The sequence below is a fragment of the Pseudomonas sp. B21-010 genome (assembly GCF_024749325.1).
GTDB classification, from domain to species: domain Bacteria; phylum Pseudomonadota; class Gammaproteobacteria; order Pseudomonadales; family Pseudomonadaceae; genus Aquipseudomonas; species Aquipseudomonas kilonensis.
The window spans coordinates 2,024,013-2,048,645 of sequence record NZ_CP087198.1; the positions used below are offsets into that span (position 1 = coordinate 2,024,013).

Here is a 24,633-nt window from a genome sequence, read left to right on the forward strand (position 1 = left end):
ACGCTCTGCGTGGGAATGCATCTCGTGACGCTCTGCGTCACCTTGTGAAGCGGAACGCGGAGCGTCCCTGGCGGCATTCCCACGCAGAGCGTGGGAACGATCATTAGTAGGGCTGGCGCTACAAGGCTTTCAGCCCAGCAGCTCATTCATGGCAATGATCTGCTCCGCCACCTGGATCAGTTTCTGCTGGCGGCTCATGGCCTGGCGGCGCATCAGGGTGTAGGCCTGTTCCTCGTTGCATTCCTTCATCTTCATCAGCATGCCCTTGGCCAGTTCGATGCGCTTGCGTTCGGCCAGTTGCTGGTCCCGGGCCAGGAGTTGGGCGCGCAGGGCCTGGTCGCTTTCGAAGCGGGCCATGGCCACGTCGAGGATCGGTTGCAGGCGCGCGGCGTGGATGCCTTCGACGATGTAGGCGCTGACGCCCGACTTGATCGCCTGGCGCATCACATTGGGGTCGTGCTCGTCGGTAAACATGACGATCGGTCGTGGCTGGTCGCGACTGACCAGCACCACCTGCTCCATCACATCGCGCCCGGGTGACTCGGTATCGATCAGGATCACGTCCGGACGCACCGTTTCGACGCGCGCTGGCAGGTCGATGGTCAGGCCGGACTCGTCGATCACTTCGAACCCGGCCTCAATCAGGGCAGCCTTGAGGCGACCGACTTTTTTCGCGGTGTCGTTGATCAGCAGGATACGCAGCATGGTCGTGGCTCCTGTCAGCGGCTGGCGAGAAGGGGAGCCGCATCGCTCAAGGCGTGCAGTTTGAAGCTGCGGGCGTACCCGGCCGGGTCCGAGCCGTCCCAGGTGGTGCCGTCGATCAGTTGGCTGCTGCGCATGTCCTGGCGCGGGGACGCGATGTCGAGCGCCGCGCAGGCTTCGCGGTACAGCTTGAGTTGCTGGACGCCCTGGGCCACGGCCAGGTAATCCGGGTCTTCGCGCAGCAGGCCCCAGCGGCGGAACTGGGTCATGAACCACATGCCGTCCGACAGGTACGGCAGGTTCACCTCGCCGTTGCCATGAAAGCGCATGGCGTGGGGATCCTGCCAGCTGTTGCCCAAGCCGTCGGCATAAATCCCCAGCAGGCGCGGCTCGATGCAGTCCAGCGGGGCGTCGAGGTATTCGGGCGCAGTCAACAGTTGCGCGGTGCTGCGACGGTTTTCGCTGCTTTGTTCGATGAAGCGGCTGGCTTCGAGGATCGCCATCACCAGGGCCCGGGCGGTATTGGGGTATTGCTCGACGAACGCGCGGGTGCAACCGAGGACTTTTTCCGGGTGATCGGGCCAGATGGTCTGGGTGGTCGCCAGGGTGAAACCGAGGTTTTGTTTCACCGCGCTGGCGCACCAGGGCTCGCCGACGCAAAACCCGTCGATACGCCCGGCTTGCAGGTGCGCGATCATTTGCGGCGGAGGCACGACCACGCTGTCGACATCCGACAACGGGTGGATGCCCTGGGCGGCGAGCCAGTAATAGAGCCACATGGCGTGGGTGCCGGTGGGGAAAGTCTGGGCGAAGGTCAGTTTCGGGCGAGTTTGGTGCACGTGCCGTTCCAGTGCTTCAGGACTGGTCACGCCTTGGGCCTGCAAGCCATGGGACAGGTTGATGCTCTGGCCGTTCTGGTTCAGCCCCATCAGCACGGCCATGTCGCTCGCCGCGACCCCGCCGATGCCCAGATGCACCGCATAGATCAGGCCATACAGGCTGTGGGCGGCATCGATTTCACCGCTGACCAGCTTGTCGCGCAGGTTGGCCCAGGACGCCTGGCGCTTGAGGTTCAGGGTCAGGCCGTAGGGCTGGGCGAAGCCCTGGGTGGCGGCCACGACGACCGGGGCGCAGTCGCTCAAGGCCATGAACCCGAGGTTGACCGCGCTCTTTTCCGGGGCATCGCTGCCGTTGACCCAGGCCAGGGGGTTGGCTGGAACTTCATTCATCGCGCATCACCTTCCACTTAATCAGTCTGGCACTCATTTGGCCTTTGGCACCGGCGCCGATGAGCAGTAATGGTGCAAGGCATATGCCAGCCGAGCTCTCATCACCTTCCCATCAAGATTCCAGGCGTCGTGTCTTTCATTCTGTCGGTCCTTCCAACGCCACGTAGCAAAGGAGACGGCATGCAGGACACAACAATTCGCGCCACGGCATTGCCCGATCTGGGTGAGCGCGTGCTGCACCTGCGCGTGGCCCAGGCCCCGGTGCAGATATACGCTGCGCGGTTGGGCCGCAGTCACTGCCTGCCCGTCGGTTGGGAGGGTTTGGTGGTGCAGAGCGATTCGCTGCGCTTGAGTGGCGGCGAGTTGCATGTCACGCCGGTTTGCGAAGCGACGGTGGTCAAGCTGCAGGCGTTCCTGGACATGAGCGATGTCCTGGTGGATGCCGGGCAACGGCTGCACGCGGAGCCATGGGCCTTGTTGCCGGTGGCGGGCGAAACCGTCCGTTCGCCGCAACGGCTCGAACGCTGGTACATCGGCCAGGCGATGGACGGTGCCGCGGCCTATCACGCCGTTGCTCGTCTGTTGCGTCATCACGAGAGCTACGGGCTCGTGCGTTTCCTTCTGGAGCAAGGCACCCACAGCGAAAAACTGAACACGCTGGCGCAACGCTACGGCGTATCGGTTTCGCATTTTCGCAGGCTCTGTCGCCAAGCCCTGGGCTCTGCCGCCAAGCCGGCCTTGCGTGGCTGGCGCACGGCCCAGGCGCTGTTGAACATGAGTCTTCAGGACGGCTCGTTGACCGATGTCGCGCTGGAGTTCGGCTTTGCTTCTTCGTCACATTTTTCCAAGGAGATCCGCGAACTGGTGGGTTTCGCACCCAGCAGCCTGGCGGATATCACCTACCTTCCAGGCAAGTGAGCCGATGAGCCGCCAACCGTTATCCCCATCCCTTTTATTCGTCTGTCTTAGCGCTGTGATGCTGCTCGCATCCGGTGCCGCAAGGGCCGATGTCTATACCTTCGAGGCTCGCGAGCAGAGCGCGCGGACCTTTTTCAGCGAGCTGTCCGGGTCATTGGGCAAGCCGGTGATTGTCAGCAAGGCCGCGGCGGCCAAGCGCATTGGCGGTACGTTCGACCTGCGCACGCCGCAACGGACGTTCGAGCGAGTCAGCGTGCAGATGGGGTTGATCTGGTACAGCGATGGCCAGGCGATCTATTTGTATGACGCCTCGGAAATCAAGAGCGCGATGATGTCGCTGCAGACCCTGACCGTCGCCAAGCTCCAGGCGTTCCTGGGGCGTTCGGGCTTGCACGATGCGCGTTATCCGCTGCGCCACGACGGTTTGCGGACCTTCCATGTGTCGGGTCCGCCGATGTATGTCGACCTGGTGGTGCAAGCGGCCGGGTTGATGGACAACCAGCGCTCGGAGCTGTTGCTGGGCAAGCAGCAGATTGGCGTCATCCATGTGCGCAACACCTTCGTCAGCGACCGTAAATATGAGCTGCGTGACGACAAGGTGACAATCCCCGGGCTGGCCACCGTGATCGAAGCGCTGTTGCGCGGCGAGAAGCAGCAGGTCGAGCCAACGGTGGCCCAACCTTCGACCCGGCAGCCACGAGGCGCGATGCCGGTGTTTCCCCTCGAAGGCCTGGCGAACAGCTCTTCGGACCAGGACCCGACGGCACCGCGAATCATTGCGCGCGAGGTGGCCGCCGGCAACATTCGTGTGGTCGCCTACCCGGACACCAACAGCCTGTTGGTCAAGGGGCTGCCCGAGCAGGTGCGCTTTATCGAGAACCTGGTCAATGCCCTGGACACGCCGAAACGCCATGTCGAGCTGTCGCTGTGGATCATCGATCTGCACAAGGATGAACTCAATCAGTTGGGTATCAACTGGCAAGGCGCGGTGAAGTCCGGCGGGCAATTCAGTGCCTCGCTCAACGCCGGTTCGGCCACCACCCTCGACGGCGCCTCGTTCGTGACCCAGGTCATGGCGCTGGAGCGCACCCACCGGGCGAACGTGGTCTCGCGACCGGTGATCCTGACGCAGGAAAACGTGCCGGCGATCTTCGACAACAACCGCACGTTCTACGCCCCGCTGGTGGGGGAGCGCAGCGTTGACCTGCAGCACATCACCTACGGCACGCTGGTCAGCGTACTGCCGCGTTTCGCCCAGGCGGACGAGATCGAGATGTCGCTCAATATCGAGGACGGCAACGAAGTCGAGAACCCCGGCCGGGGTGAGCAACAGAGTGCGTTGCCGACGGTCGGACGCACGCGCATCAGTACCGTGGCACGGGTGCCCCAGGGCAAGAGCCTGCTGGTGGGCGGTTTCACCCGTGATGACCATGGCGAGCAGATCGGACGCGTGCCAGTGTTGGGATCGATTCCGTGGATCGGCCGCTTGTTCAGCTATCGCCAGGACCGCTCGGCCAACACGGTGCGGGTATTCCTGATCCAGCCCAAGGAAATCCGCGACGCCCTTGAACCCGTGGAGACGGGCATGCCGTTGCTGACTCCCGAGCAGCACGAACGTGTGCGTCGAATGTACTTCCGGATGTCAGAGCGATGATCCTGCCAACGGTTTCCAGCGGTGGCCGGGTTGCCCAGGCGCGGCTGAACGCCGAGAAGGCCGCCGAACATCCACAACCGCAAGTCGACGCCGAGGCGGGGCTGGACGACAGCGCAACGGCGGCGGTGGCGCAGCGCATCGTGCAGATCAGCGACGAGCTGTCGGCGGCGCTGACGCAGTTCCGTGGCCGGCGCTTGTTCGAACTCAAATCCGAGACGCTGACCGACACCTTCGAACGCGTGCTCGAGGACGACACCGTACCCAAGGCACGACAGGTGCTGAGCTTGGCGCGGCTGGCGGACAAGCCCGTGGCCTGGTTGCTGCAAATGGCGCGCAGCCTGTTCCCCGACGACAGCGACCTGGCGCTGGTGCTGCGGGCGTTGTTGCGCCGCCGGAACCTGGAAACCCGCACCCGCCAGCGGCTCGAAACGCTGTTGCAGACGGTGGTTGCCCAAGGTTCGCCCAAGCGCATGAACGCCGGGATCAATGCGGCGCTCAAGGCCAGAATGTTCGGCAGGAGCATGGCGGTGCGGGCCGGTTTGCTGCGCGAGACCTACCGGGATTTTCTCGAGTCCGACGAAGGCCCGCTCAGTTGCTACCAGGACTGGATTGCCCTGTACGGCCCGGCACAGCGCACGAATGTGCTGGCCTTCATCGAAGCCGCGCTGCTGACCGACATCAGCGCCCAGGACCCCAGTTGCTCACGCATCGAGTTCGGCCAACTGTTGACCCGGGTCACCGACCTCAAGCGCCTGCGCTCGGCTGATGCGCTGTTTATCGGCGCCGTGCTCGGCGATGCACTGCTCTGCCGGCATAACCCCCACGAGGCCGACTGGCTGGTGTTCATGTTCGGCGTGTTGACCTACCCCGATGACCTCGACCAGCTGTTGCTCGGGGCGTTGGGGGAGGGGGTGTTGCTCAGTGCCCACCGGGAGCGCTCGGCGGTGTTGCAGGCCGTGCGTCGGCTCAGCCTGCAATTGCCGACGCCGCTGTTTGCCGATGAAGAGGCGCCGCAACGCCTGGCCATCCAGTTCACCCGCCTGGCCGACGTCGCCTATGCCCACGAACTCATCGAACAGCGACTGCCCGGTGACCGCCCATGATCTTGTCCCGGAGCCAGGCCTGAATGCTCAACGTGTTCTTGCGCAATGTCGGCGCGCGCCCGGAGCTGCTGATCCTCACCTTGATGGTGATGATCATCGCCATGCTGATCATCCCCTTGCCGACGGTGCTGGTGGATTTTCTTATCGGCCTGAACATCGTCATCTCGTTGCTGGTGTTCATGGGCTCGTTCTACATCGAACGGATCCTCAGCTATTCGACGTTCCCGGCGCTGCTGCTGTTGACGACCTTGTTCCGGCTGGCGCTGTCGATCAGCACCAGCCGGCTGATTCTCAGCCAGGCCGATGCCGGCGAGATCATCGCGTCGTTCGGCGACTTCGTGATCGGCGAAAGCCTGGTGGTGGGTTTCGTGATTTTTTCCATCGTCACCATTGTCCAGTTCATCGTGATCACCAAAGGCTCGGAACGGGTCGCCGAAGTGGCGGCGCGCTTCTCCCTGGACGGCATGCCCGGCAAGCAGATGAGTATCGACGGCGACCTCAAGGCCGGTGCCATCGATGCGGCCCAGGCGCGGGAAAAACGCAGCGTGCTGGAGCGTGAAAGCCAGTTGTACGGTTCTTTCGACGGGGCGATGAAATTCATCAAGGGCGATGCCATCGCCGGCATCATCATTATCTTCGTCAATTTCATCGGCGGCATGGCCATCGGCGTCGGGCAATTGGGCATGGACATGTCCACGGCCTTGTCCAACTACACGCTGTTGACCATTGGCGATGGCCTGGTCGCGCAGATCCCCGCGCTGCTGATCGCCATCGGCGCCGGCTTCATCGTCACCCGGGTCAACGGTGATGACAGCAACCTGGGGCGCAACATGCTTGCCCAGATGCTGGGCAACCCGTTCGTGCTCGGTGTCACCGCGTTGCTGGCGGTGGGCGTGGGCCTGTTGCCCGGTTTTCCGCTGCTGACCTTCCTCTCGATTGCCAGTGTGCTCGGGCTGGTGGTGTTTGTGCGCCACCGCAAGTCCTTGCGCCAGGCCAGCCCGGGCGAAAGCCGTAGCGAACCTGCCGAGCCAGGCGCGGCGCAGGGTGAGTCGGGATTGCTCGACGACGTCGACAACGTTGCCACTGAAACCATCGCCCTGATGCTACTGGTGCCCCCAGCGCGCCTGCAAGCGTTGGAGAAGGAGCGTTGGGCGGCGCGCTTTCGCAGCCAGTTCTTCGTCGATTACGGGCTGCGCATTCCCGAACCGCGGCTACGGGCCAGCGAGGCGTTGCCGGCCCATCAAGTGGCAGTGCTGATCAATGAAGTGCGCGCCGAGCAGTTCGATATTCATTTCGATCACTGGCGCCTGCTGGACTATTCGCCGCAGCTGGAGCCGTTGGGCTTTGCCCTGGTGCGTGGCAACGACAGCAATCGCCTCGGTGGTGTCTGGGTCACCGCCGCCGACCGCGAGCGCGTGCAGCAGTTGGGCTATCACCTGCGACCTGCCGACGAAGAATGCTATCGCTGCCTGGTCACGCTGCTGGCGCGCAACATCCAGGAGTTTTTCGGCGTGCAGGAAACCAAGCAGCTGCTCGACGAAATGGAAGCGCGCTACCCCGACCTGCTCAAGGAAGTCTATCGCCACGTCACGGTGCAGAAGATCGCCGAAGTGCTGCAACGCTTGATCGGCGAGCGCATCTCCGTGCGCAACATGAAGCTGATCCTCGAAACCCTCGCCCATTGGGCCTCCCGGGAAAAGGATGTGCTGGCGCTGGTCGAGCACGTTCGCGGCGCCATGGCCCGCTACATCAGCAACAAGTTTGCCCAGGGCAACGATCTGCGCGTGCTGCTGCTGTCGGCGGAGTTTGAAGACGTGGTGCGCCGGGGCATCCGGCAAACCTCGGGCGGCAGTTTCCTCAACCTGGAACCGGCCGAATCGGAAGAACTGATGGACCGCCTCAGTGTCGGCCTGGACAGCGTGCACATCGCCCACAAGGACATGGTGCTGCTGTGTTCGGTCGATGTGCGGCGCTACATCAAGAAACTGGTCGAGGGACGTTTCCGGGAGCTGGACGTGATGTCGTTCGGCGAAATCTCTGAGACCGTCTCGGTCAATGTCATCAAGACGCTTTAAGGAAATTCTGCACATGTTACCGATGGATATTGCCGACCTGTTACGCGAAGCGCTGCGACACAGCGGCTGCGTGGACAGCCAGATTGGGCATTTCGACAGCCACAGCACGATAGAAATGCAGATGAAGAATCTGCCGGACATCAGTGTGGCTGAGGTGGAAGGCGATGTGTGGGTTTGGGCAGCGGTCGCCGAAGCGACGCCATCGTCATTGAATTATTGTGCTTTCAACCTGCTGCAGTTCCTGCTCGAAGGCAACCCGTTTTCCCGTACCGGGCAATTGCACTTGTGCGAAGTCGAAGGGCGGCTGGAGTTGCGTTTTATGGCCAGCGCCTATGCCTTGAACGCTGCCGAGCACTTGGCCCAAGCGCTGGATTCCTTTGTGCAAGCCATTGAACGGCTGTTGGACATCCTGCGTCGATGAGCCTGCGGCTGGAACGGCTCGCGGCCCATCCCTTGCGCTTGAGCGGCCCATTGATCGAAGCGGCGCTGCGGGAGGTGGTGGTCGGCGAAATCTGTGAAGTGCGCCGGCATTGGCGCTCGCCCCAGGTGGTGGCCCGGGCGCAGGTCATCGGCTTCAAGCCTGGTGCGGTGCTGCTCAGTTTGCTGGGCGAGGCGAAAGGCTTGTCCCGGGAGTCGATGATCGTGCCCACCGGCGCCACCTTGCAACTGACCTGCAGTGACGCCTTGCTCGGCAGTGTGGTCGATCCCCAGGGCGTTATCGTCGAGCGCCTGGCGCCGTCGACGGCGGTGGCCCAGCGCGACTGTCCGGTGGATGCCGACCCGCCGTCGTACCAGCAACGGCGCCCGGTGGTGGAGCCCTTGCGCACCGGCATTCGGGTCATCGACGGTTTACTGACCTGCGGTGTCGGCCAGCGCATCGGCATTTTTGCCGCCGCCGGCTCCGGCAAAACCACCTTGATCAACATGCTGATCGAACACACCGATGCGGATGTTTTCGTGATCGGCCTGATTGGCGAGCGCGGGCGCGAAGTGACCGAGTTCATCGAGCATTTGCGCCAGTCGCCCAAGCATTCCCGTTGCGTGGTGGTGTACGCCACGTCGGATTTTTCCTCGGTGGATCGCTGCAACTCGGCGCTGCAGGCCACCACCATCGCCGAGTACTTTCGCGACCAGGGCCGGCGCGTGGTGTTGTTGCTGGACTCGTTGACGCGCTACGCCCGCGCTCGCCGCGACCTGGCCTTGGCGGCCGGTGAAGCACCGGCGCGGCGCGGCTATCCGGCCTCGGTGTTCGATGCCTTGCCGCGCTTGCTCGAACGTCCGGGTGTGACCGCGTCGGGCAGCATCACCGCCTGGTACACGGTGCTGCTGGAAAGTGACGACGAGCCGGACCCGATCGCCGAGGAGATTCGCTCCATTCTCGACGGCCACGTCTACCTCAGTCGGGCCCTGGCCGCCAAGGGGCACTACCCGGCCATCGATGTCTTGCGCAGCGTCAGCCGGGTGGCGACGCAAGTCACCTCGCCACAGGTCCGGCAACTGGCGGCCGCGACCCGGGACACCCTGGCGCGGATTGAACAATTGCAGATGTTTCTCGATATGGGCGAGTACAGCCCGGGCGTGGACGCGGCCAATGACCACGCGCTGCAACGTCGCGAAGCCCTCAGCCAGTGGCTGCGCCAGCCGACGGATCAATGCGTTGAACCGGATGAAACCTTGCGGAGCCTGCATGAACTCATTGCTTGATCGACGGCGCCTGCTGGCCTTCAGTCAGTTTCGTCGGCAACGCGGCGAGCAGGCGCTGTTGCGTGTCCAGCGTCAGTTGCAGCCGCTGTTGCAGGAACAGTCCGGTTTCGAGGAACAGGAGGCTGCGCTGCAACGTTTGTTGAGCAGCCATCGGGCCAATGACTGTGTGCTGGATCACGGGCAGTTGTTGGCGCTGTTGCGAACCCAGGCGGTCATCCGTCGGCGCATCGATCTGCTGCGCGTCGAGCGTGACCGCGTGGATCAGCAGCGCCGACAGGTCGAGCAACAGCTGCAGATGCAGCGCGAACAACTGCGCGGGCTGCAACGCAAACACGACAACTATGAGCGCGCTGTTCAGCAGCTGTTGCGTGGGCAACGGTTGGAGGCGGTGCGTCGCGAAGAACGAGAGCTGGAAGAGTTGATTGGAGTTCGGCGATGAAAGAGGTCTGTGTGCCACCAACCCGTCTGGTCCACGCCTTGGAACCGGTCGACGAAGACCCGCTGGATGAGCTGCAAGACCTGCTCATCCCGGTGGCGGAGGATGAGCTGCCGCAAGGCGTGCTGGACCTTGTGGTTGCGCTGGTTCGGCAGCAGCGGCCCCCGATGGAAACCGCCCGTGTGCCGGCCTGGCAGGCGATGAGCGTGGGGCAGGAAACGCAGGCGCTCGATCGTGATGAAGCGCAGCCGATTGCCCGGGAAACGCGGGCGGTTGAACCCGATGGCAGACGATTGCCCGCCCGGGAAACAATGGCTGTGCCACAAGCAGGTCCAATGTTCAGCGAGCCCACGCAACGCCCGTTACCGCAACGCCTGCAGCCTGTTGTTGCTGTCATCGATAAAGCCACAGTGCCGAGGGATGGGGTGTCGATCGAGCCGCAACCAATGGCCCCTGTCATTGTTCCCCGTGCACGGTCGGCCCCCCGTATCGACGAACAGTTGCCCCAAGCGCCGTTGAGTTTTCAGGGCGCGCGCCATGGGTCACCGGTTGCACCGTCGGCGCTGCCTGCACCAGCGCTACCGCCAGCGCCGCCGCCAGCGCTTGAGGCCATGGTCGAGGCCTTGCCGGACACGGGCCGGGGCTTGCTGCAAATACCGTTCAGTCGAGGGGCCGCCAGTGGACAGATCACGATCAGCCGGCTGCCTGAAGAGCCCACTCGGAACCTGATGCTCAGCCCAAGCAATGCCCTGGTGCTCGAGCAGCTCAAGGCACCTTTCGAGCTGGCCCGGGAGCCAGCCTGGCGCTTGGCTGACAGTGGCGGTGAGCAGCCGCGCCAGGGCTCGCATCAGGCGCCGGATGAGGAGCAGGACGAACAGGGCGAGCGTCCGGCATGAGCGCGTTGCAGTTACGGCGGGTCGACCTTTTGGCGCATGCCCAGGCCCAGGCGATTCAACGCTGGCGGCGTGCCGGGCGCGACGCGGGGTTGGGCAAGGTGCCAGAGCGCTCCGGCTATTTGCGGTTTTGCGCCCAGGGTGACGGCGGCGAGTGGCAGGGGCTGATCGAGGCCCATGATTGGCTGCATCGCGCGCTTCCACAGTTGCGGTCTTTGCTGACGAGCGAAACGTCGTGGACGAATGTCCTCGGATTGTTTCGCGCCGCGCCGCACCCCTTGCTGCTGGAGGTGGATGAGCTGCACTACCGGGCGTTGTCCGACATCGACGGCGTCGCCCCGGCGCGATTGCCAACCCGCGACCTGCCATGGCTGGACACCCCTCGGGGACGGGTTTGGTTGCTGCAACTGCCGCCGGCACGTCTCGCCAGCGAGCGCTTGGACGCCGACTCATGGCTGGATGAATTGCCGTTGCACCTGGAACTGGTTCTCGGCGTCAGCCACCTGAGTCTTGCCAGCCGCAGACGCCTGGGTGAGGGCGATGTCCTGCGCATCGTCCAGTGCACTCAACGGTGCTGCCTGGCCGACCGTTGCCTCGGCACTTTTACCTTTACCCAAGAGGGGCTACACATGCAACCGACTGTGACCGATGCCGATCCAGAGCAGCCGCCGGAGTCTGGCGCGGCCATCGACCTGGGCGCGCTGCCGGTGCGCCTGGAATTCCTGCTCGCCACCCATCAAACCGACCTGGCAACGCTGTCGCGCATCATCGAGGGACAACTCATCCCGTTGGCCGAAGATGCCGCGCGGCACATCGAGGTGCGCGCCAACGGCAAGCCGGTGGCCCAAGGGGAACTGGTGCAGTTGGACGGCCAGTTGGGGGTCGAGTTGTTCAAGGTCTATCGAGCGGGCGCCGATGAATGACGTCTCGCTGATCGCGCTGCTGGGGTTCGCTTCGCTGCTGCCGTTCCTGGTGGCGGCGGGCACCTGCTACATCAAGTTCTCCATCGTCTTCGTCATCGTGCGCAACGCGTTGGGCCTGCAGCAGGTGCCATCGAACATGGCGCTCAATGCGATTGCCCTGATGCTGGCGATTTTCGTCATGACGCCGGTCATGAAGCAGGGCCATGACTACTACAAGACCGAGGCGGTGACCTTTACCGACATTGCGTCGGTGGTGGACTTCGCCGAGAACGGCCTGGGCAGCTACAAGGATTACCTGCGCAAGTACACCGACCCGGAGCTGGCGCAGTTTTTCGAGCGGGCCCAGGCGTTCCAGGCTGAAACCGACGCGGGCCTGCCTGCCGATGAAGAGGTTGAGGCCTCGCTGTTTTCGCTGCTGCCGGCCTATGCGCTGAGTGAAATCAAAAGTGCCTTCAAGATCGGCTTCTATCTGTACCTGCCCTTTGTGATCGTCGACCTGGTGATCTCCAGCATCCTGCTGGCACTGGGCATGATGATGATGAGCCCGGTGATCATTTCCGTGCCGATCAAACTGGTGTTGTTTGTCGCACTGGACGGCTGGGCGTTGCTGTCGACCGGGCTGGTCAAGCAATACCTGACCTTGCTGGCCTAGGTGCACCGATGAACGATCTGGTCTATGCCGGCAACAAAACCCTGTACCTGATCCTGCTGATGGTGGCCTGGCCGATCATCGTTGCCACGGTGGTCGGCCTGGTGGTCGGGTTGATCCAGACCGTGACGCAGCTGCAGGAGCAGACGCTGCCGTTTGGCTTCAAGCTGTTGGCGGTGGCGGCGTGCCTGTTCCTGCTTTCGGGCTGGTACGGCGAAACCTTGCTGGATTTCAGTCGTGAAGTCATTCGCCTGGCGTTGAGTTAGGCCGATGTCGTTGACGTTGTTCTTCGAGCTGTACGCCTGGTTCGCTGCGGCGGTGTTGGGCGTGGCGCGTCTGGCGCCGATTTTCTTCATGTTGCCGTTTCTCAATGGCAGCGTGCTGACCGGTGTCACGCGCCAGGCTGTGATTGTGCTGGTGGCGCTGGGCTTCTGGCGCTATGTCGGCGTGCCTACGCCAGCCCTCGACAGCGTGGCGTTCCTCGGTCTGGTGCTGCGCGAGGCGGGGATCGGCGTGCTGCTTGGCGTGCTGCTGGGTTGGCCGTTCTGGGTGCTGCATGCCATGGGCAACCTGATCGACAACCAGCGCGGGGCCATGCTCAGCAGCACGGTGGACCCGGCCAACGGTGTCGACACCTCGGAGTTGGCGAATTTTCTCCAGTTGTTTGCCGCGACGGTTTATCTCGAAGGTGGCGGCCTGTTGTTGATGCTCGAAACCGTCGGCCACAGTTATCGCCTTTGCGCGCCAGCGAGCAGTTGTGAGCTGCACCTGCCTGCACTCTATTCATTGCTCGATGCACTGGTGAGCAGGACCCTGGTCATCAGTGCGCCGGTGGTGGCGACCTTGCTGGTCAGCGAGGCGCTGCTTGGGTTGCTCTCGCGGTATGCGCCGCAGATGAATGCTTTTTCGGTGTCGCTGACGGTCAAGAGCCTGGTGGCGCTGGTGGTCTTGATGCTGTATTTCGGCGTGCATCTGCCGGACGAAGTGCTGCGCATGGGCATGCTGTCCGACGGCTTGGCGCAGTATCTGGATGGCGGGGAGGGCGGAGATGTCATCCAGCGCCTCGAAGACTGAAAAGCCCACCGCCAAGCGCCTCAGGGATGCGGCGCGCAAAGGACAGACGTTCAAGGCCAAGGACCTGGTCATCACTTGCCTGACCCTGTGTGGCATCACCTACATGGTCTTCAACAGCTCGTTGATCGAGGTCATGGAGGTCTACCGGCGCATCATCGCCAGCGATTTTGACGCCGACCTGCAAGCCTACTCGGCGATGCTGGTGCTGGTCGGCCTCAAGGCGTTGCTGCCGCTGTTGCTGGTGTGCGTGCTGACCAGCGCCTTGCCGGCCTTGCTGCAAAGCGGTTTTGCCTTGGCCAGCGAAGCGTTGAAACTGAATCTGGGCGCCTTGAACCCGGTCAATGGCTTCAAGAAGCTGTTCAGCCTGCGCACCGTCAAGGACACCTTCAAGGCGCTGTTGTACCTGGGCAGTTTCGCCATGGCGCTGTGGATTGTCTGGCTGACCCAGCGGCAATTGCTGTTTGCCCAACTGTTCGCCCAGGCGCCGGCGTTATTCGCGATCTGGGGGCGTTTGCTGCTGGTGTTGGTGCTGGCATTCCTGGCCTGCGTCCTGCTGATCGTCGTGCTCGATGCCCTCAGCGAATACTGGTTGTTCATGAAAGACCAGATGATGGACAAGGATTCGGTCAAGCGTGAACACAAGGAGCAGGACGGCAACCCGCAGATCAAGGGCCGTCGCCGCGACTTGCACATGGAGCTGTTGTCGGAGCAGGTCAAATCCGATGTGCGCAGCTCGCGCATGATCATCGCCAACCCCACCCACATTGCCATCGGCGTGTATTTCCGCCCGGAGATCACGTTGCTGCCGTTTATCTCCCTGATGGAAACCAACCAGCGCGCCCTGGCGGTTCGGGCGTACGCCAAGGAAGTGGGGGTGCCGGTGATCAACGACATCGCCTTGGCCCGCCGCATCTTCAAGACCCACCAGCGTTACAGCTTCCTCCAGGTGCAGGAAATCGAGGAGGTGCTGCGGCTGCTGATCTGGCTTGAGCAGGTTGAGCAGGCGTGAGGTCAGGCACGGTCCTTGTGGCGAGGGAGGAGGATTGTGCGACTCCGTTCGATTGAAGAATAACCCTGTGGCGAGGGAGCTTGCTCCCGCTGGGCTGCGCAGCAGCCCCCTCCAAAAGGTCACTCATTCCATCTGAAGTACCGTGCCGCCTGGCTTTTTTGGGCCGCTTCGCGCCCCAGCGGGAGCAAGTTCCCTCGCCACAAAAGCGGCTTTGCCACAAGAGTCGTCTCGTCGGCCTGGGTTTTTAGTGGCATGAGCGCAATTTGGCAGCGTGCTTGCCGGCGTTTTGGCCCAATGCACCGGTCAGCGACGCTGACGTTTTTTCAGGAGTGTGGCTGATGAGTCGCGATAACAAACAAGACGAGCAGGTGGCCCTGGACGTCGTCGATGCAATGCTCGGTGGTGCGGCGTTGAAAGACGTGCAAGGCATCAGCGACGAGCACATGGACGGTCTCTATGCCTTCGCCTTCCAGTTCTATGAACAGGGGCGATTGGACGACGCCGAGAAGTTCTTTCACTTCCTGTGCATCTACGACTTCTACAACAGCCATTACTGGATGGGACTGGCTGCGGTGCACCAACTCAAGCAAAACCACCAGAAAGCAATCGACCTGTATGCCATCGCTTTCGCCCAAGGCAAGAACGACTACCGACCGATGTTGTACACCGGCCAATGTCACTTGGCCCTGGGCAAGGTCGGCAAGGCCCGGTTGTGTTTCGAATACGTGCTCGAGCAGGCCAGGGAAGACGATCTGCGCGAGCAAGCCAAGGTGTATCTCGACACCCTGGCCCACATGGAACAGCACTGTTCGGAGGACTGAACATGAGTGAAATAAGGACTGCTTTCAACCCGGCGCTTCACGGCGCGATGAGCCGCAGCGAGGCCTTTGAAAAATACGGCGCAGCGGCCAGCAAGGCCGCCAGGACCGCGGATTTTCAGGAGGCCGGCCAGAAAGCGCTGGCGGACCTGATGTCGGTGAAATACGAAGGTCACGACGGCCCGTCCACCGCCAGTACCGGCCGGCCCGCATTGCACCCGCCAGCACCGCGGGCCGATGGCAATAAACAGGAAACCAGCGGCGATCTGTTCACGTTATTGATGGCGATGATCAGCGAGCTGATCGGCGAGGTCGACGTCAAGAAACTGAAAAATCGCCTGGCGATGCTGCAGAGCATGGCTGGCGCCAAGCAACAGGCCCATGAAAACCTCTCGGCTGAATACACCGCTGCCGTCCAGGCGATGGAGGCCGCCGAGGGCAATGTCGGCAGCAGCCAGGAACACCTCGAACAACTGCGCGATCGGGTCTTGCACTTCCAGGGACTGCTGGATGAAAGCGAGGCGCGGCTGGCGCAACTGGACCCTGAATCGCCCGAATATGCACAGGAGCTGGCCCGTCGCGACCAGCTAAAAGGCGAAGTGGCGAACCATACCCAAGCCTTCAATGTGGCGACCGATGCGCATCTGAAGCTGATCGAGGTCGCCACCGTCTGCGCCAAGGCTGTGGGCACGGTATTCGCGAAAGTGGTCTCATCCAGCGTGAACAGCTCGACCCCCAAGCCAACCGATGAAAAGGCCCTCAGCAGCAGTGCGCTGGCGTTGTTGAACCGCTTGAAAATCATCGAACTGCTTGGCGAGTCGGCGCAGAACAAGGAAGAGCTCAACCAGGAGCTGTTCCAGGAGTTGCAGGCCAGGCTTCAGGCACACATGGAGCGTGAGTCGGAAAAATACCTGGAGGAAGTGCGCAAGGCCGAGGCCTTGCAAAAAACCATGGGCTGCATCGGCAAGATCGTCGGGGCGATCCTGACGGTCGCAACCATCGCCGCCGGGGTCCTGACCGCCAACCCGGTGCTCATCGCCGTGGGCGTGGTCGGCGCGGCCGTGATGATTGCCGACTCGGTGATCCAGGACAAAACCGGCGTGTCGTTCATGGCTGAAGCCATGAAGCCGCTGACCATTGTCATGCAAGAAGCCATCAAGCTGTTCACCGAGATCTACACCAAGTTGCTGATCGGCCTGGGCGTTGATGAAGACACGGCCAAGAAAATCGCGCAGATCGCCGGCATGATCCAGGGCATCGCTTCTACCTTGGCGGCTGTCGCGTTGGTGGCCGTGGTCGGGGTGCAGGTGATCGGGCCGATGGTCAGTGCCATCGCTTCGAAACTGGCCTCGGTGGTCGCCCAGGCCACGCCTGCCGCGATGCAAGCGATGAAGCAGGTGGCGACTTCGGTTGGTAACACCTTGACCCAGATGCTCACCCAGTTGCGCGGGTTCATCACCAATGGTGCTGATCCGGTATTGCTGGCGCGTTACGCCGCCAACCTGGAGATCGCCCAGGCCGTTACCGAGTTCGGCAACGTGGCGGTGCAGGGTGGGCTGCAAATCAAGAGCGGCCAGCACCAGGCCCAGGCCGCCGTGCATCTGGCCGATGTGCGGGTACGCATGGCCATCAGTGAGGAAATCAGCGCCTACCTGACCCAGGTGGTCGAGAACTATGGACAGGCGATGCAGGAGCGAACCCGGCAAATAGAGCATGTGTTTGCCGATATGCAACGCAGCCATTCCGTCAGCCTGCAAATGGTTCGGCATGTTTGAAATCACGGACAACAGGTATCCACGATGACCACTATTCACGTTCCAACCACAATCGCATCCCCTGTCATTGACCATGACCGGATCAATGACGCCGGGCTGGGCGAGTTGATTGCCCAAGAGCAATTTTCAAAGCGCAAGTCTCTTGAGGGGGCGTCGATCCTCGACCAGATCGCTGCAAAGCAGATACTCCAGAACGGCCCCTTCGCGGCCCCTTCTGCTGCGGAGCTGGAAAGCCGGATCAATGCCTATCAGCCCACCGAAGCGGATCGGGAGGACTTCTCTGAAGCCAAGTCCATGGTCGGCGATGATGTGCGCAACGATCTGGTTTTCGACCCGGGCGCCTGGGAGAAACACGCCAACGTACTGGTGGCCGCGATCATCGCCCTGAACATCGCACGAGTCGCCAATGCGCAACTGCGCGGCCACTTCAGCGTCATGGCCGCCGACGCGGCGAAGTCCCAAGGCGCGGCCATTATCGAGTCCGGCAAGGCGGCGCTGAACAGCGCCATTACCGCCGCGGTGGTGTCCGGCGCCATCGCCGGGTTCGCCATGGTCAAGACCTTCCAGGGCCAGGCGATGAAGCATGCGGACATCGACCTGCATCGCCGCAACGCCATGGACGCGGGCAATCTCGAACGCGACCTCAAGCTGGAGCGCAATCGCAATGAGTGGAGCCCGGACACCACTTACAAGATCAAGACCCTCGATGATTTTGCCCGGCCGACCACCGTCGACTTCAAACCCAAGGGCTCGACACTGACGAACCAGGAGCAGGCCTGGTTCGACGGGGAAATCCTCAAGGCCCAGAAGGTCGGTCAAACCTCCGATTGGCTGAGCCAGATGGGCAGCAAGGGTATCGAAAAGAAACTGGAAATCGGCCGCGCGCTCAATGCCATGTCGATGAGCATGAGCCAGGTGGTGGCGAACATCGTGCGCATGAACGAGCACGCCGCCCGTGAAAAAGAAGTGTTGATGCAAAGCGCGCAGAACAGCCAGAAGAGCCTGAGCGATGAGGTCGGCCAGAAAGACGCGGCCGAGGCGGCGTTGTTGCAGAAACTGATGGACATGGTGATGCAGCTTTTTCAATCGCGTAGCGAAGTTATCGGTGCCCTGAGGGGATAAGAGGAACAGATCTATGGAAATCACCCAAACCCTTCATTCGCCAGTCCCATTGTTGCCGAACCTGAAGGCCGTCACGGATACCGCGCCGCCTGCGGAGGTACCTGTCGAGATCCAAACGGTCAGTCCTCCGGTGCATTTGCTCGAAAGGTCCATGAACGCAATGAATCGCAGCCTGGGCCATTTGCTCAAGTGCCCGTCAATCATCGCCAAGCCTCTGGAAGGCACGGCCGCCGAGACCACAGCACAACACCTCGTCGCGGAGTTCGTCGAACAGATCCACTCCAAGCGTGACCGAGCGCAAATGTGGGCAGTGCAGGTGCGCCAGTGCGGTGCCGTGATGACCCACAGCCAGAAAACAGGGCTCTTGGATGAAAGCCAGCGCCAGCAGCTCAATGACGAACAAAGCAAGATCCTTCGCGCCCTCCAGGAACATCTGGAAGAGAACAAGCCCCGTGAGATCACGGAGGCTTTGGATGCGACGATCAACTCATCGAATGACTTCTTTGAAAAACTGCTCGAACTGATCGACCTGATCAAGAACGGTTACCTCGCCGGCTACGAGCACATCATTGCGGCTTATTCGGACTTCTTTTCCGACTTCAACAGCGAAATCACCGCGATGATGAAGGACTGGATCGAAGGGGCGAACGACGGCAAGGAGGTCACGTTGAATGTGGGCGCGTTGCGCAATGCATTGGATAGACTGATCGCAAAATATTCCCTACCCAACTCCGCTGCCATCCTCTTTCCCAAACCACCTGAAACAGGCGCCACTAAGGAAGAGGCAGAAAACTGGCTCAAGGCACTCGGCCTACCTGCAAGTTGCCTCAAGCAGAATCCCGCCCCGAACGGTCCTTGGTGTGTCGTCATCGACACCGGGCCACTGACAACGATGAAAAGTAGTCTACCGTCGGGCGGCGGCACGGTGACCTGGGATACCGCCAAATTCAACGCCTGGCAAACCGGCTTCAACGCCCAGGAGGAACGCATGAAAAACATGCTGCAGTCGTTTACGCAGAAGTATTCGAATGCTAATTCTTATCATGACAATTTCAATAAGACCTTGTCGGCGCATTTGAATCAGTATGCGGATATGTTGAGGGCGATGTTGAATTTTTGAAGAGAAAAATAAAGAGCGCTAATTTTTTAGTAGTCCGGTATGGCTTAATTATTAGTTGGCTTGCCGGATTTTTTATGGGAGGGGGTGTGGTGAAGTCATTGAGGAAAATAGAAGTTGAACAGGAGGTAGTTAAAGTGCTGGCGAGTAGTCTTGCACAGAGTGATCGATTGATCGAGGCTGATTCGCGGCTGGTCGAGGAGCTGTATCTTGACTCTATTGCTTTGATTGAATTGGTGCTGGGGTTAAATGAGGTGTTCGGTATTGAACTGTCCGAGCGTGAAGTTGCTGAGTGGAAGACGGTACGGGAAATATGCTGTTCGGTAACGCGCTATATAAAATTGAGGTAAGTGTCAGAGCTTTGTAAGATAAAGGTGGAGCGGTATAAGTGTTTGATTGACGTTCTTGGGGTGATACTGTTTTGTAAGTTTTGGGGGGTTAATATTTATAGTGTGAGTGTTAGGGTCTCAGCTTGATGCTGAGCAAGGGCTGTGTGTTGAGGTGTCTTGCGTGAAGAGAATTTAGATGCGCAATTAAGATGATTCACTGCCTCTCTAGGCGAGTGGGATAGAGACCGTCGGAAGACGGTCTCAGCTTTACAAGGTTTAATTAAGACTGCTCGAAGTAGTATTTTTACGCTCGTTCAGTTGTCGGGCTAGTTCTTCATCGTGGACTTCAATGGTTAGCTGTCTATCGAATAAATCATCCTGATTGCGGGAGATTAATTTTTCCAGCGCATCGCTGTCCATTTCTGCTAACTCGATATTAATGAATGCTGCAGTATCCTCAGAGAATTCACGATGTTCGATCTCGTTGTGGGCTTCCATTTGATAGATTGCGAGCGCTGGAAGAAGTGAGGTTTCCATGTAGTTTGGTTCTTTGTAATCGGCCAGGTGTTTCTCTTCTCCTGCTGTAAGTGGTGTGCCGGCTTCGAATTTTGAGACTAGTAATGTGTTTAGATCGTCGCTCAGAACAAGCACTTGTAGATGGGTTATCTGGTCTTGAATCATGCTGGTGAAGGCTTCGTTGCTTTCTATTTTTATTTCTGGAAGTGCTTTAATATCGTTGTTTTTCTTGAAGGATATAGATGTATCGGAAGCAGCCTTGCTTGTATGGGCAAGGGTCAGTGTCGTGCCCATCACGGCTGCATGCGTTTCTACGCTGTGTGGTTTAACTATAGGGAAATGATTTAGATCATCCTGTGCGTACAAGGCTTTCCCTGTGGGTTTCATTTCCGCTTCTGAAATATATTTCGCCGTGCGTGCTTCATTACTGGCTTGGGATTTCGATGAGGCTAATTCATATTTTGAAAAGGCATCTCTTTGTGAGGTTGAGGCTGTTTTTGGAGCTTCTTGATATTCAACGTTGATATATCCTCCCGCCAAGACTCTTGATGCTAATGTCCAGCGATGGTAGTGAGGGCTATCTTCTTCTCCAAGACCGCTACCTCTGACATTAAAAGAGTGAAGGCGAAGATTCCAACCCTGTTCAGGGTTGGACATTAAATAGAACTTGTTGAAGAATGGCGCTTTGGCGGAATTTTCCTTGCAGTTTATCAATAAATTGTCGTTGGATTTGATATGTTCCAGTATGGCTATAATATCCTTTTTTGAAATGGGCTCGATGTCTGCGGTTACTCCAGGGCGTTGTTGAAAGCCAAGCTCGGTTTCTGGGCGGAAGTGTTCATAGCGCTCACTGATCATTGAGAACACATTTTGATAGATTTTTTCATTTTCGTGTTTTTTAGGAGCGAATTCGGTGGTGGTGCTGATAGATGATGTTTCGTTTGTTGTAGGACGGGCTGAAAAGTTAGAGCTGATGTTTGTAATAGTCATGATCTTATTTGCCAGGGATAGGGATGGTTACGATAAAGTCTCTTCTGAGATATTTGCTTGTACAAAAAGCTCATGATCATGCTTGTCGGTAACTGAATGTAGTAATTGAGTTTGTGGTATGGCCTGTTGATCGCAAGCCTACAGCTCTTGTCGTGTTTTCTTACAGCTATAAAGTTAAAGTCCTACGGAATCCCCCCACACATCTTCCTATAGTCACGCAGCTCGCCATCCCGAGCCTGTGCCCACCACAGGCTCAATCGCGCTTCAGTAACTTTCTATAGAGAAGTCTCAACGTATGGACAGTGCAACTGATCAAACCCCAGTCAAGTCATTCGCTTTTGACCACTGGCTACTGCAAAGCGACGGAACGCTGATGCGAGATGGACAAGGAGTTCATGTTCCACCCAAAGAACTGCACGTACTGCGCCTGCTGCTGAAGTCGGCGGGTACGGTCGTGAGTAAGGATTATCTGCTCGATCATGTCTGGCCGCGGATGGATGCGGCGGAGGAGTCGTTGACCCGTTGTATCTATGCCTTGCGCAAGTTGTTCAAGGAGCACAAGGGCTACATTGCAACGGTTTACGGCCAGGGTTATCGGTTCACCGGTTCCGTGGTCGAGCTCGATGTGCCGAGCCAGGCGAGGGCGGTGGCGCCGTCGTTGGCAGTGTTGCCTTTGCGCAATCTGGACGAGATCGCCGCGCTGGATCTGCAGGACCTGATGATTCGCCAACTGACCACGGCGTTCGGTGAGGCGTTGCATGTCATCCCCTCGGGGCTGATCGCGGCCAGCGGTGTATCGGACGATGTGCGGGCGTTGGCCGGGCGGTTGTCGGCGGATTATTGCTTGAACGGTCGTTTTATCGGTGCGGGTGGGTTGCAACACTGGTCGGTCGAGTTGATTCGTGGCTGCGATCAGTCTCTGCTGCATGGGCAGACGCTGGATGCCTGTGATCTTGGGGAGGCGCTTGGCGTGTTGACCAGCCTGGTGGCCCAGTGTGTACCCGGGTTGCGTCCGGTCGGTGATCGCTGCGGGTCCTATTCGGCGGCGGTGGCGTATCTCAACGGGTTGTGCAGCGTGCAGCAGCACACGGTGCAAAGCCTCGGCGATGCCCTCGTGCTGTTCAGGCAGTGCGTGAAGCTCGACGCCGGGTACGCACCGCCCTGGTGTGGCTTGGCGGATGTGTGGCTGGGGCGGGTGATGATGGGCCTGGGTGACACGGAGCGCGCCATCGAAGAGGCGCATGCGGCGGTGTCCAGTGCGTTGATGCTGGACCCCGGCAGCATCCCGGCGTTGACGCGCCTGGCGTTGCTCACCAGTTTGCGCGGTTGCGAACAGGCGGCCCAGGTGTTGTTCCGGCGCTGCCTGTTGTCGGCCGATCAGGCGGACGTGTTGTACTTTCACGCCTGGCATCACTGGTTCTGGCGGCGCAACGAGCAAGCGGCGCAGATGATCGACCAGTGTCTGGCGCATGATCCGGACTGTGTCCGGGCGCAGATCTTGCGGGTGCGCATTCACGAACAGCTGACGTGGATCGGCGAGAGGCGCCTGGCATGAAGCGGCGCCGGAAAACCTGGTTATGCGTGCCGGTGTGTCTTGGCCTGGGGTTTGGCACGCCCCAGGCACAGGCCTGGTGTTGGAGCAGGGCGGGGCAGTTGCACGCCATCGAGCCCGAACTGCTCCAAGCGATTGCCGAAGTCGAATCAGGTCTGCGCTCGGACGCCATCAACCACAACCGCAACGGCACTCGCGATATCGGGCTGATGCAGATCAACAGCATTCATCTATCGCGCTTGAGTGCCCAGGGCATCACCGAGCAACGCCTGCTGGATGAGCCTTGCCTGTCGGTAGAGGTCGGTGCCTCGGTGCTGGCCGGGTTTATCGCCCGTTACGGTTACAACTGGACGGCGGTCGGCGCCTACAACGCGGGCAATGCCCCGGATCGCCAAGCGGCGCGGCTGCGTTATGCGCGCAAAGTCTGGCAACGTTACCAAGTGATCACCCAGGCCGGGGACTGACGGCGTCACGAACGGGCCCCGCGCAGGATTCTGATCCTTTGCAGCACGCAATCGGCAGAATTGGATCAGGAATTCTGCGGCCGGCCTTTCTAACCTACCTGCTCATTCGACCTTCCTGGAGTTTGGACGGTGACAGTCCCTACGGCCCCCACGCTACAGCCCTGCATCCTGCGGATCCTCAACGGTCCGTTGCAGGGCTGCGAATTCCCGCTCGGCGAGGGCACGACCCTGTTCGTCGTCGGGGCAGTGGAGGTGTTGGGGGACGGCGCACGTGTTGCCAGCGTGCCGGCGGATGCGATCTTCGTTCCCCTGGAGGAGGGTGGCTGCAATTTCGAGGTACTGGCCGACCAGGCCACGCCGGACGGTGTGCCGGTGCGCTTGCTCGGTGATTCGGTCGAAGTGCGTCACTGCGTCTTCCAAACCCGCGTGCAGCTCGGCGGGTTGCAAGTGGCCTTGCGTCCAGCAGATCAATCCTGGGCGCCCGAGTGTCTTGGTCCGGCAGATAGCCCGTGCAATGCCGCCGTGTTCAGCGGATGGCGTGCCCATTGGACCCGCGGGATTGCCGGTGCTCTGGCGTTGGCTGCGTTGGTCTCTGTGGTCAGCCTCTGGTCGATGCCGGGGCCGTCGCCTGAAACCGATATTCGTGCGTTGATCGCCGGCGCCAGTGCGCCGGTCCAGGTGCTGCGCGGTCGTGATGAGGCGGTTTATGTCTTCGTGTCTTCCGAGCGCGATGCCGGTTGGAGCCGGCAGGTGCTGACGCGCCACGCCCGCCTGAACAGCGAGGTACTGATGCTGGACCAGGAGCGTCGCCGGCTGGAGCAACTGCTGGTCGACCATGATCCGCAACTGGCGTGGCACTTCCTGGACCTCAAGGATCCGTCGGTGCCGCGGCTGTTGCTCAGCGCACAACGCAACCTGCTCACGCCCGACAAGGAGGCCAAGCTGCTCGATACCGTGCTCGCGGCGGCGCCGTATGCCCGCGATGTCGTGCTGCAGATGCAGGATGACGCGCTGCTCGCGGACCTTGCGCAGGGCGGTTTGCAACGCCTGGCATTGACCTTCAGCCGGGTCGAACACGCAGATGGGCTCTCGTTCGCCATCGAGGGCAACCTGCAGGATGCCGACCTGGCCGCCGCGCGCCAGTACGTCGACGATTTCTACCGGCAGTGGGGGGATCGCTACGTGCATTTCACTGTCGAGCTCAAGGACGACGCGCTCAAGGGCACGTCGTTTCAAACCGGCCCCCAGGGCTACGTCAAGACGAGCCCTTCGTCCTGGCATTTTCCAAACAACCAGAATAGGTGACCCATGCCTGGTATTCCGATCATGTTCCCCGTGTTTCCTGATGACTTTCTTGGCGAGCAAGCCGCAGCGTTCGAGCGTGGCGCCCAAGGCCTTAAAGATGCACTGGATCAAGCGCTGGAGGACCTCAAGCTCGATGCCTCGGACCCTGGAAAGCTAGCGGCCTACCAGACCGCATTTTCCTCCTACACGGTGTTCCGCAACGCCCAGACCAACACGATCAAGGGCTTCAAGGATATCGACATGGCGATCATCCAGGCGGCCCGCTGACGCTTTCCC

The 24,633-nt window shown here is 60.5% G+C and carries 25 protein-coding genes; 22 read left to right on the top strand and 3 right to left on the bottom strand.

The window, feature by feature from the left end; all coding sequences use genetic code 11:
- Positions 1-129: 129 nt before the first annotated feature.
- Entirely contained in the window at positions 130-705 is a 576-nt protein-coding gene (locus LOY50_RS08950) for an ANTAR domain-containing response regulator (RefSeq protein ID WP_003199539.1), read from the bottom strand.
- Between the two features lie 14 nt (positions 706-719).
- Complete coding sequence (locus LOY50_RS08955; RefSeq protein ID WP_253472795.1) at positions 720-1,931, bottom strand: CmpA/NrtA family ABC transporter substrate-binding protein; 1,212 nt, start codon at positions 1,929-1,931, stop codon at positions 720-722.
- Positions 1,932-2,111: 180 nt separating this feature from the next.
- Between LOY50_RS08955 and LOY50_RS08960 the strand changes: the two genes are divergently transcribed.
- From LOY50_RS08960 to LOY50_RS09045, 18 genes are all read left to right on the top strand, one after another.
- Positions 2,112-2,849, top strand: a complete 738-nt coding sequence (locus tag LOY50_RS08960; RefSeq protein ID WP_258690655.1) for a helix-turn-helix domain-containing protein — start codon at positions 2,112-2,114, stop codon at positions 2,847-2,849.
- Between the two features lie 58 nt (positions 2,850-2,907).
- Entirely contained in the window at positions 2,908-4,503 is a 1,596-nt protein-coding gene (gene sctC, locus LOY50_RS08965) for a type III secretion system outer membrane ring subunit SctC (protein ID WP_258690656.1), read from the top strand.
- Positions 4,500-5,606, top strand: coding sequence for a type III secretion system gatekeeper subunit SctW (gene sctW, locus LOY50_RS08970; protein ID WP_258690657.1), 1,107 nt, complete (start codon positions 4,500-4,502; stop codon positions 5,604-5,606). The genes sctC and sctW overlap by 4 nt, the downstream gene beginning before the upstream one ends.
- 23 nt (positions 5,607-5,629) lie before the next feature.
- The gene (locus tag LOY50_RS08975; RefSeq protein WP_258690658.1) at positions 5,630-7,681 is read left to right on the top strand and encodes an EscV/YscV/HrcV family type III secretion system export apparatus protein; all 2,052 of its coding nucleotides are present in this window, start codon (positions 5,630-5,632) and stop codon (positions 7,679-7,681) included.
- A 13-nt stretch (positions 7,682-7,694) separates the two neighbouring features.
- The gene (locus LOY50_RS08980) at positions 7,695-8,102 is read left to right on the top strand and encodes an Invasion protein B family (RefSeq protein ID WP_258690659.1); all 408 of its coding nucleotides are present in this window, start codon (positions 7,695-7,697) and stop codon (positions 8,100-8,102) included.
- Positions 8,099-9,385 (top strand): type III secretion system ATPase SctN, encoded by a 1,287-nt coding sequence (sctN, locus tag LOY50_RS08985; protein ID WP_258690660.1) that lies wholly within the window; start codon positions 8,099-8,101, stop codon positions 9,383-9,385. The genes LOY50_RS08980 and sctN overlap by 4 nt, the downstream gene beginning before the upstream one ends.
- Positions 9,369-9,824 carry a type III secretion protein gene (locus LOY50_RS08990; RefSeq protein WP_258690661.1) on the top strand — a complete coding sequence of 152 codons (456 nt, stop codon included), beginning with the start codon at positions 9,369-9,371 and terminating at the stop codon, positions 9,822-9,824. The genes sctN and LOY50_RS08990 overlap by 17 nt, the downstream gene beginning before the upstream one ends.
- Positions 9,821-10,717, top strand: coding sequence for a type III secretion effector protein (locus tag LOY50_RS08995; RefSeq protein WP_258690662.1), 897 nt, complete (start codon positions 9,821-9,823; stop codon positions 10,715-10,717). Before LOY50_RS08990 ends, LOY50_RS08995 begins: the two co-directional genes overlap by 4 nt.
- Positions 10,714-11,637 carry a FliM/FliN family flagellar motor switch protein gene (locus LOY50_RS09000; RefSeq protein ID WP_258690663.1) on the top strand — a complete coding sequence of 308 codons (924 nt, stop codon included), beginning with the start codon at positions 10,714-10,716 and terminating at the stop codon, positions 11,635-11,637. Before LOY50_RS08995 ends, LOY50_RS09000 begins: the two co-directional genes overlap by 4 nt.
- Positions 11,630-12,289, top strand: a complete 660-nt coding sequence (locus tag LOY50_RS09005; RefSeq protein ID WP_024618104.1) for an EscR/YscR/HrcR family type III secretion system export apparatus protein — start codon at positions 11,630-11,632, stop codon at positions 12,287-12,289. Before LOY50_RS09000 ends, LOY50_RS09005 begins: the two co-directional genes overlap by 8 nt.
- A gap of 8 nt (positions 12,290-12,297) precedes the next feature.
- Positions 12,298-12,552, top strand: coding sequence for an EscS/YscS/HrcS family type III secretion system export apparatus protein (locus LOY50_RS09010; RefSeq protein ID WP_014337351.1), 255 nt, complete (start codon positions 12,298-12,300; stop codon positions 12,550-12,552).
- 4 nt (positions 12,553-12,556) lie between these two features.
- Positions 12,557-13,360 carry a type III secretion system export apparatus subunit SctT gene (sctT, locus tag LOY50_RS09015; RefSeq protein ID WP_258690664.1) on the top strand — a complete coding sequence of 268 codons (804 nt, stop codon included), beginning with the start codon at positions 12,557-12,559 and terminating at the stop codon, positions 13,358-13,360.
- Positions 13,335-14,369, top strand: coding sequence for an EscU/YscU/HrcU family type III secretion system export apparatus switch protein (locus LOY50_RS09020; protein ID WP_024618102.1), 1,035 nt, complete (start codon positions 13,335-13,337; stop codon positions 14,367-14,369). Before sctT ends, LOY50_RS09020 begins: the two co-directional genes overlap by 26 nt.
- Before the next feature lie 338 nt (positions 14,370-14,707).
- Complete coding sequence (sicA, locus tag LOY50_RS09025) at positions 14,708-15,190, top strand: type III secretion system translocator chaperone SicA (protein WP_258690665.1); 483 nt, start codon at positions 14,708-14,710, stop codon at positions 15,188-15,190.
- 2 nt (positions 15,191-15,192) lie between these two features.
- Positions 15,193-16,962, top strand: a complete 1,770-nt coding sequence (gene sctE / locus LOY50_RS09030; RefSeq protein ID WP_258690666.1) for a type III secretion system translocon subunit SctE — start codon at positions 15,193-15,195, stop codon at positions 16,960-16,962.
- Between the two features lie 24 nt (positions 16,963-16,986).
- Complete coding sequence (locus LOY50_RS09035; protein ID WP_258690667.1) at positions 16,987-18,084, top strand: cell invasion protein; 1,098 nt, start codon at positions 16,987-16,989, stop codon at positions 18,082-18,084.
- A 13-nt stretch (positions 18,085-18,097) separates the two neighbouring features.
- Entirely contained in the window at positions 18,098-19,204 is a 1,107-nt protein-coding gene (locus LOY50_RS09040; RefSeq protein ID WP_258690668.1) for an IpaD/SipD/SspD family type III secretion system needle tip protein, read from the top strand.
- An 86-nt stretch (positions 19,205-19,290) separates the two neighbouring features.
- Complete coding sequence (locus LOY50_RS09045; protein ID WP_258690669.1) at positions 19,291-19,551, top strand: phosphopantetheine-binding protein; 261 nt, start codon at positions 19,291-19,293, stop codon at positions 19,549-19,551.
- 255 nt (positions 19,552-19,806) lie between these two features.
- Here the strand turns inward: LOY50_RS09045 and LOY50_RS09050 are convergent, their stop codons facing one another.
- Positions 19,807-21,036, bottom strand: a complete 1,230-nt coding sequence (locus LOY50_RS09050) for a hypothetical protein (protein ID WP_258690670.1) — start codon at positions 21,034-21,036, stop codon at positions 19,807-19,809.
- 373 nt (positions 21,037-21,409) lie between these two features.
- Between LOY50_RS09050 and LOY50_RS09055 the strand changes: the two genes are divergently transcribed.
- From LOY50_RS09055 to sctF, 4 genes are all read left to right on the top strand, one after another.
- Positions 21,410-22,591, top strand: coding sequence for a winged helix-turn-helix domain-containing protein (locus tag LOY50_RS09055; protein WP_258690671.1), 1,182 nt, complete (start codon positions 21,410-21,412; stop codon positions 22,589-22,591).
- Positions 22,588-23,052, top strand: a complete 465-nt coding sequence (locus tag LOY50_RS09060; RefSeq protein ID WP_258690672.1) for a transglycosylase SLT domain-containing protein — start codon at positions 22,588-22,590, stop codon at positions 23,050-23,052. The genes LOY50_RS09055 and LOY50_RS09060 overlap by 4 nt, the downstream gene beginning before the upstream one ends.
- A 129-nt stretch (positions 23,053-23,181) precedes the next feature.
- On the top strand, positions 23,182-24,357 hold the full coding sequence (locus LOY50_RS09065; protein ID WP_258690673.1) for a PrgH/EprH family type III secretion apparatus protein: 1,176 nt from the start codon (positions 23,182-23,184) through the stop codon (positions 24,355-24,357).
- Positions 24,358-24,360: 3 nt separating this feature from the next.
- Positions 24,361-24,624, top strand: coding sequence for a type III secretion system needle filament subunit SctF (sctF, locus tag LOY50_RS09070; protein WP_258690674.1), 264 nt, complete (start codon positions 24,361-24,363; stop codon positions 24,622-24,624).
- Positions 24,625-24,633: the final 9 nt, after the last annotated feature.

Coding starts and splice junctions, on each gene's coding strand:
- LOY50_RS08950 (WP_003199539.1), bottom strand. CDS start 705: ATGCTGCGTATCCTGCTGATCAACGACACCGCGAAAAAAGTCGGTCGC.
- LOY50_RS08955 (WP_253472795.1), bottom strand. CDS start 1,931: ATGAATGAAGTTCCAGCCAACCCCCTGGCCTGGGTCAACGGCAGCGAT.
- LOY50_RS08960 (WP_258690655.1), top strand. CDS start 2,112: ATGCAGGACACAACAATTCGCGCCACGGCATTGCCCGATCTGGGTGAG.
- sctC (WP_258690656.1), top strand. CDS start 2,908: ATGCTGCTCGCATCCGGTGCCGCAAGGGCCGATGTCTATACCTTCGAG.
- sctW (WP_258690657.1), top strand. CDS start 4,500: ATGATCCTGCCAACGGTTTCCAGCGGTGGCCGGGTTGCCCAGGCGCGG.
- LOY50_RS08975 (WP_258690658.1), top strand. CDS start 5,630: ATGCTCAACGTGTTCTTGCGCAATGTCGGCGCGCGCCCGGAGCTGCTG.
- LOY50_RS08980 (WP_258690659.1), top strand. CDS start 7,695: ATGTTACCGATGGATATTGCCGACCTGTTACGCGAAGCGCTGCGACAC.
- sctN (WP_258690660.1), top strand. CDS start 8,099: ATGAGCCTGCGGCTGGAACGGCTCGCGGCCCATCCCTTGCGCTTGAGC.
- LOY50_RS08990 (WP_258690661.1), top strand. CDS start 9,369: ATGAACTCATTGCTTGATCGACGGCGCCTGCTGGCCTTCAGTCAGTTT.
- LOY50_RS08995 (WP_258690662.1), top strand. CDS start 9,821: ATGAAAGAGGTCTGTGTGCCACCAACCCGTCTGGTCCACGCCTTGGAA.
- LOY50_RS09000 (WP_258690663.1), top strand. CDS start 10,714: ATGAGCGCGTTGCAGTTACGGCGGGTCGACCTTTTGGCGCATGCCCAG.
- LOY50_RS09005 (WP_024618104.1), top strand. CDS start 11,630: ATGAATGACGTCTCGCTGATCGCGCTGCTGGGGTTCGCTTCGCTGCTG.
- LOY50_RS09010 (WP_014337351.1), top strand. CDS start 12,298: ATGAACGATCTGGTCTATGCCGGCAACAAAACCCTGTACCTGATCCTG.
- sctT (WP_258690664.1), top strand. CDS start 12,557: ATGTCGTTGACGTTGTTCTTCGAGCTGTACGCCTGGTTCGCTGCGGCG.
- LOY50_RS09020 (WP_024618102.1), top strand. CDS start 13,335: ATGTCATCCAGCGCCTCGAAGACTGAAAAGCCCACCGCCAAGCGCCTC.
- sicA (WP_258690665.1), top strand. CDS start 14,708: ATGAGTCGCGATAACAAACAAGACGAGCAGGTGGCCCTGGACGTCGTC.
- sctE (WP_258690666.1), top strand. CDS start 15,193: ATGAGTGAAATAAGGACTGCTTTCAACCCGGCGCTTCACGGCGCGATG.
- LOY50_RS09035 (WP_258690667.1), top strand. CDS start 16,987: ATGACCACTATTCACGTTCCAACCACAATCGCATCCCCTGTCATTGAC.
- LOY50_RS09040 (WP_258690668.1), top strand. CDS start 18,098: ATGGAAATCACCCAAACCCTTCATTCGCCAGTCCCATTGTTGCCGAAC.
- LOY50_RS09050 (WP_258690670.1), bottom strand. CDS start 21,036: ATGACTATTACAAACATCAGCTCTAACTTTTCAGCCCGTCCTACAACA.
- LOY50_RS09055 (WP_258690671.1), top strand. CDS start 21,410: ATGCGAGATGGACAAGGAGTTCATGTTCCACCCAAAGAACTGCACGTA.
- LOY50_RS09060 (WP_258690672.1), top strand. CDS start 22,588: ATGAAGCGGCGCCGGAAAACCTGGTTATGCGTGCCGGTGTGTCTTGGC.
- sctF (WP_258690674.1), top strand. CDS start 24,361: ATGCCTGGTATTCCGATCATGTTCCCCGTGTTTCCTGATGACTTTCTT.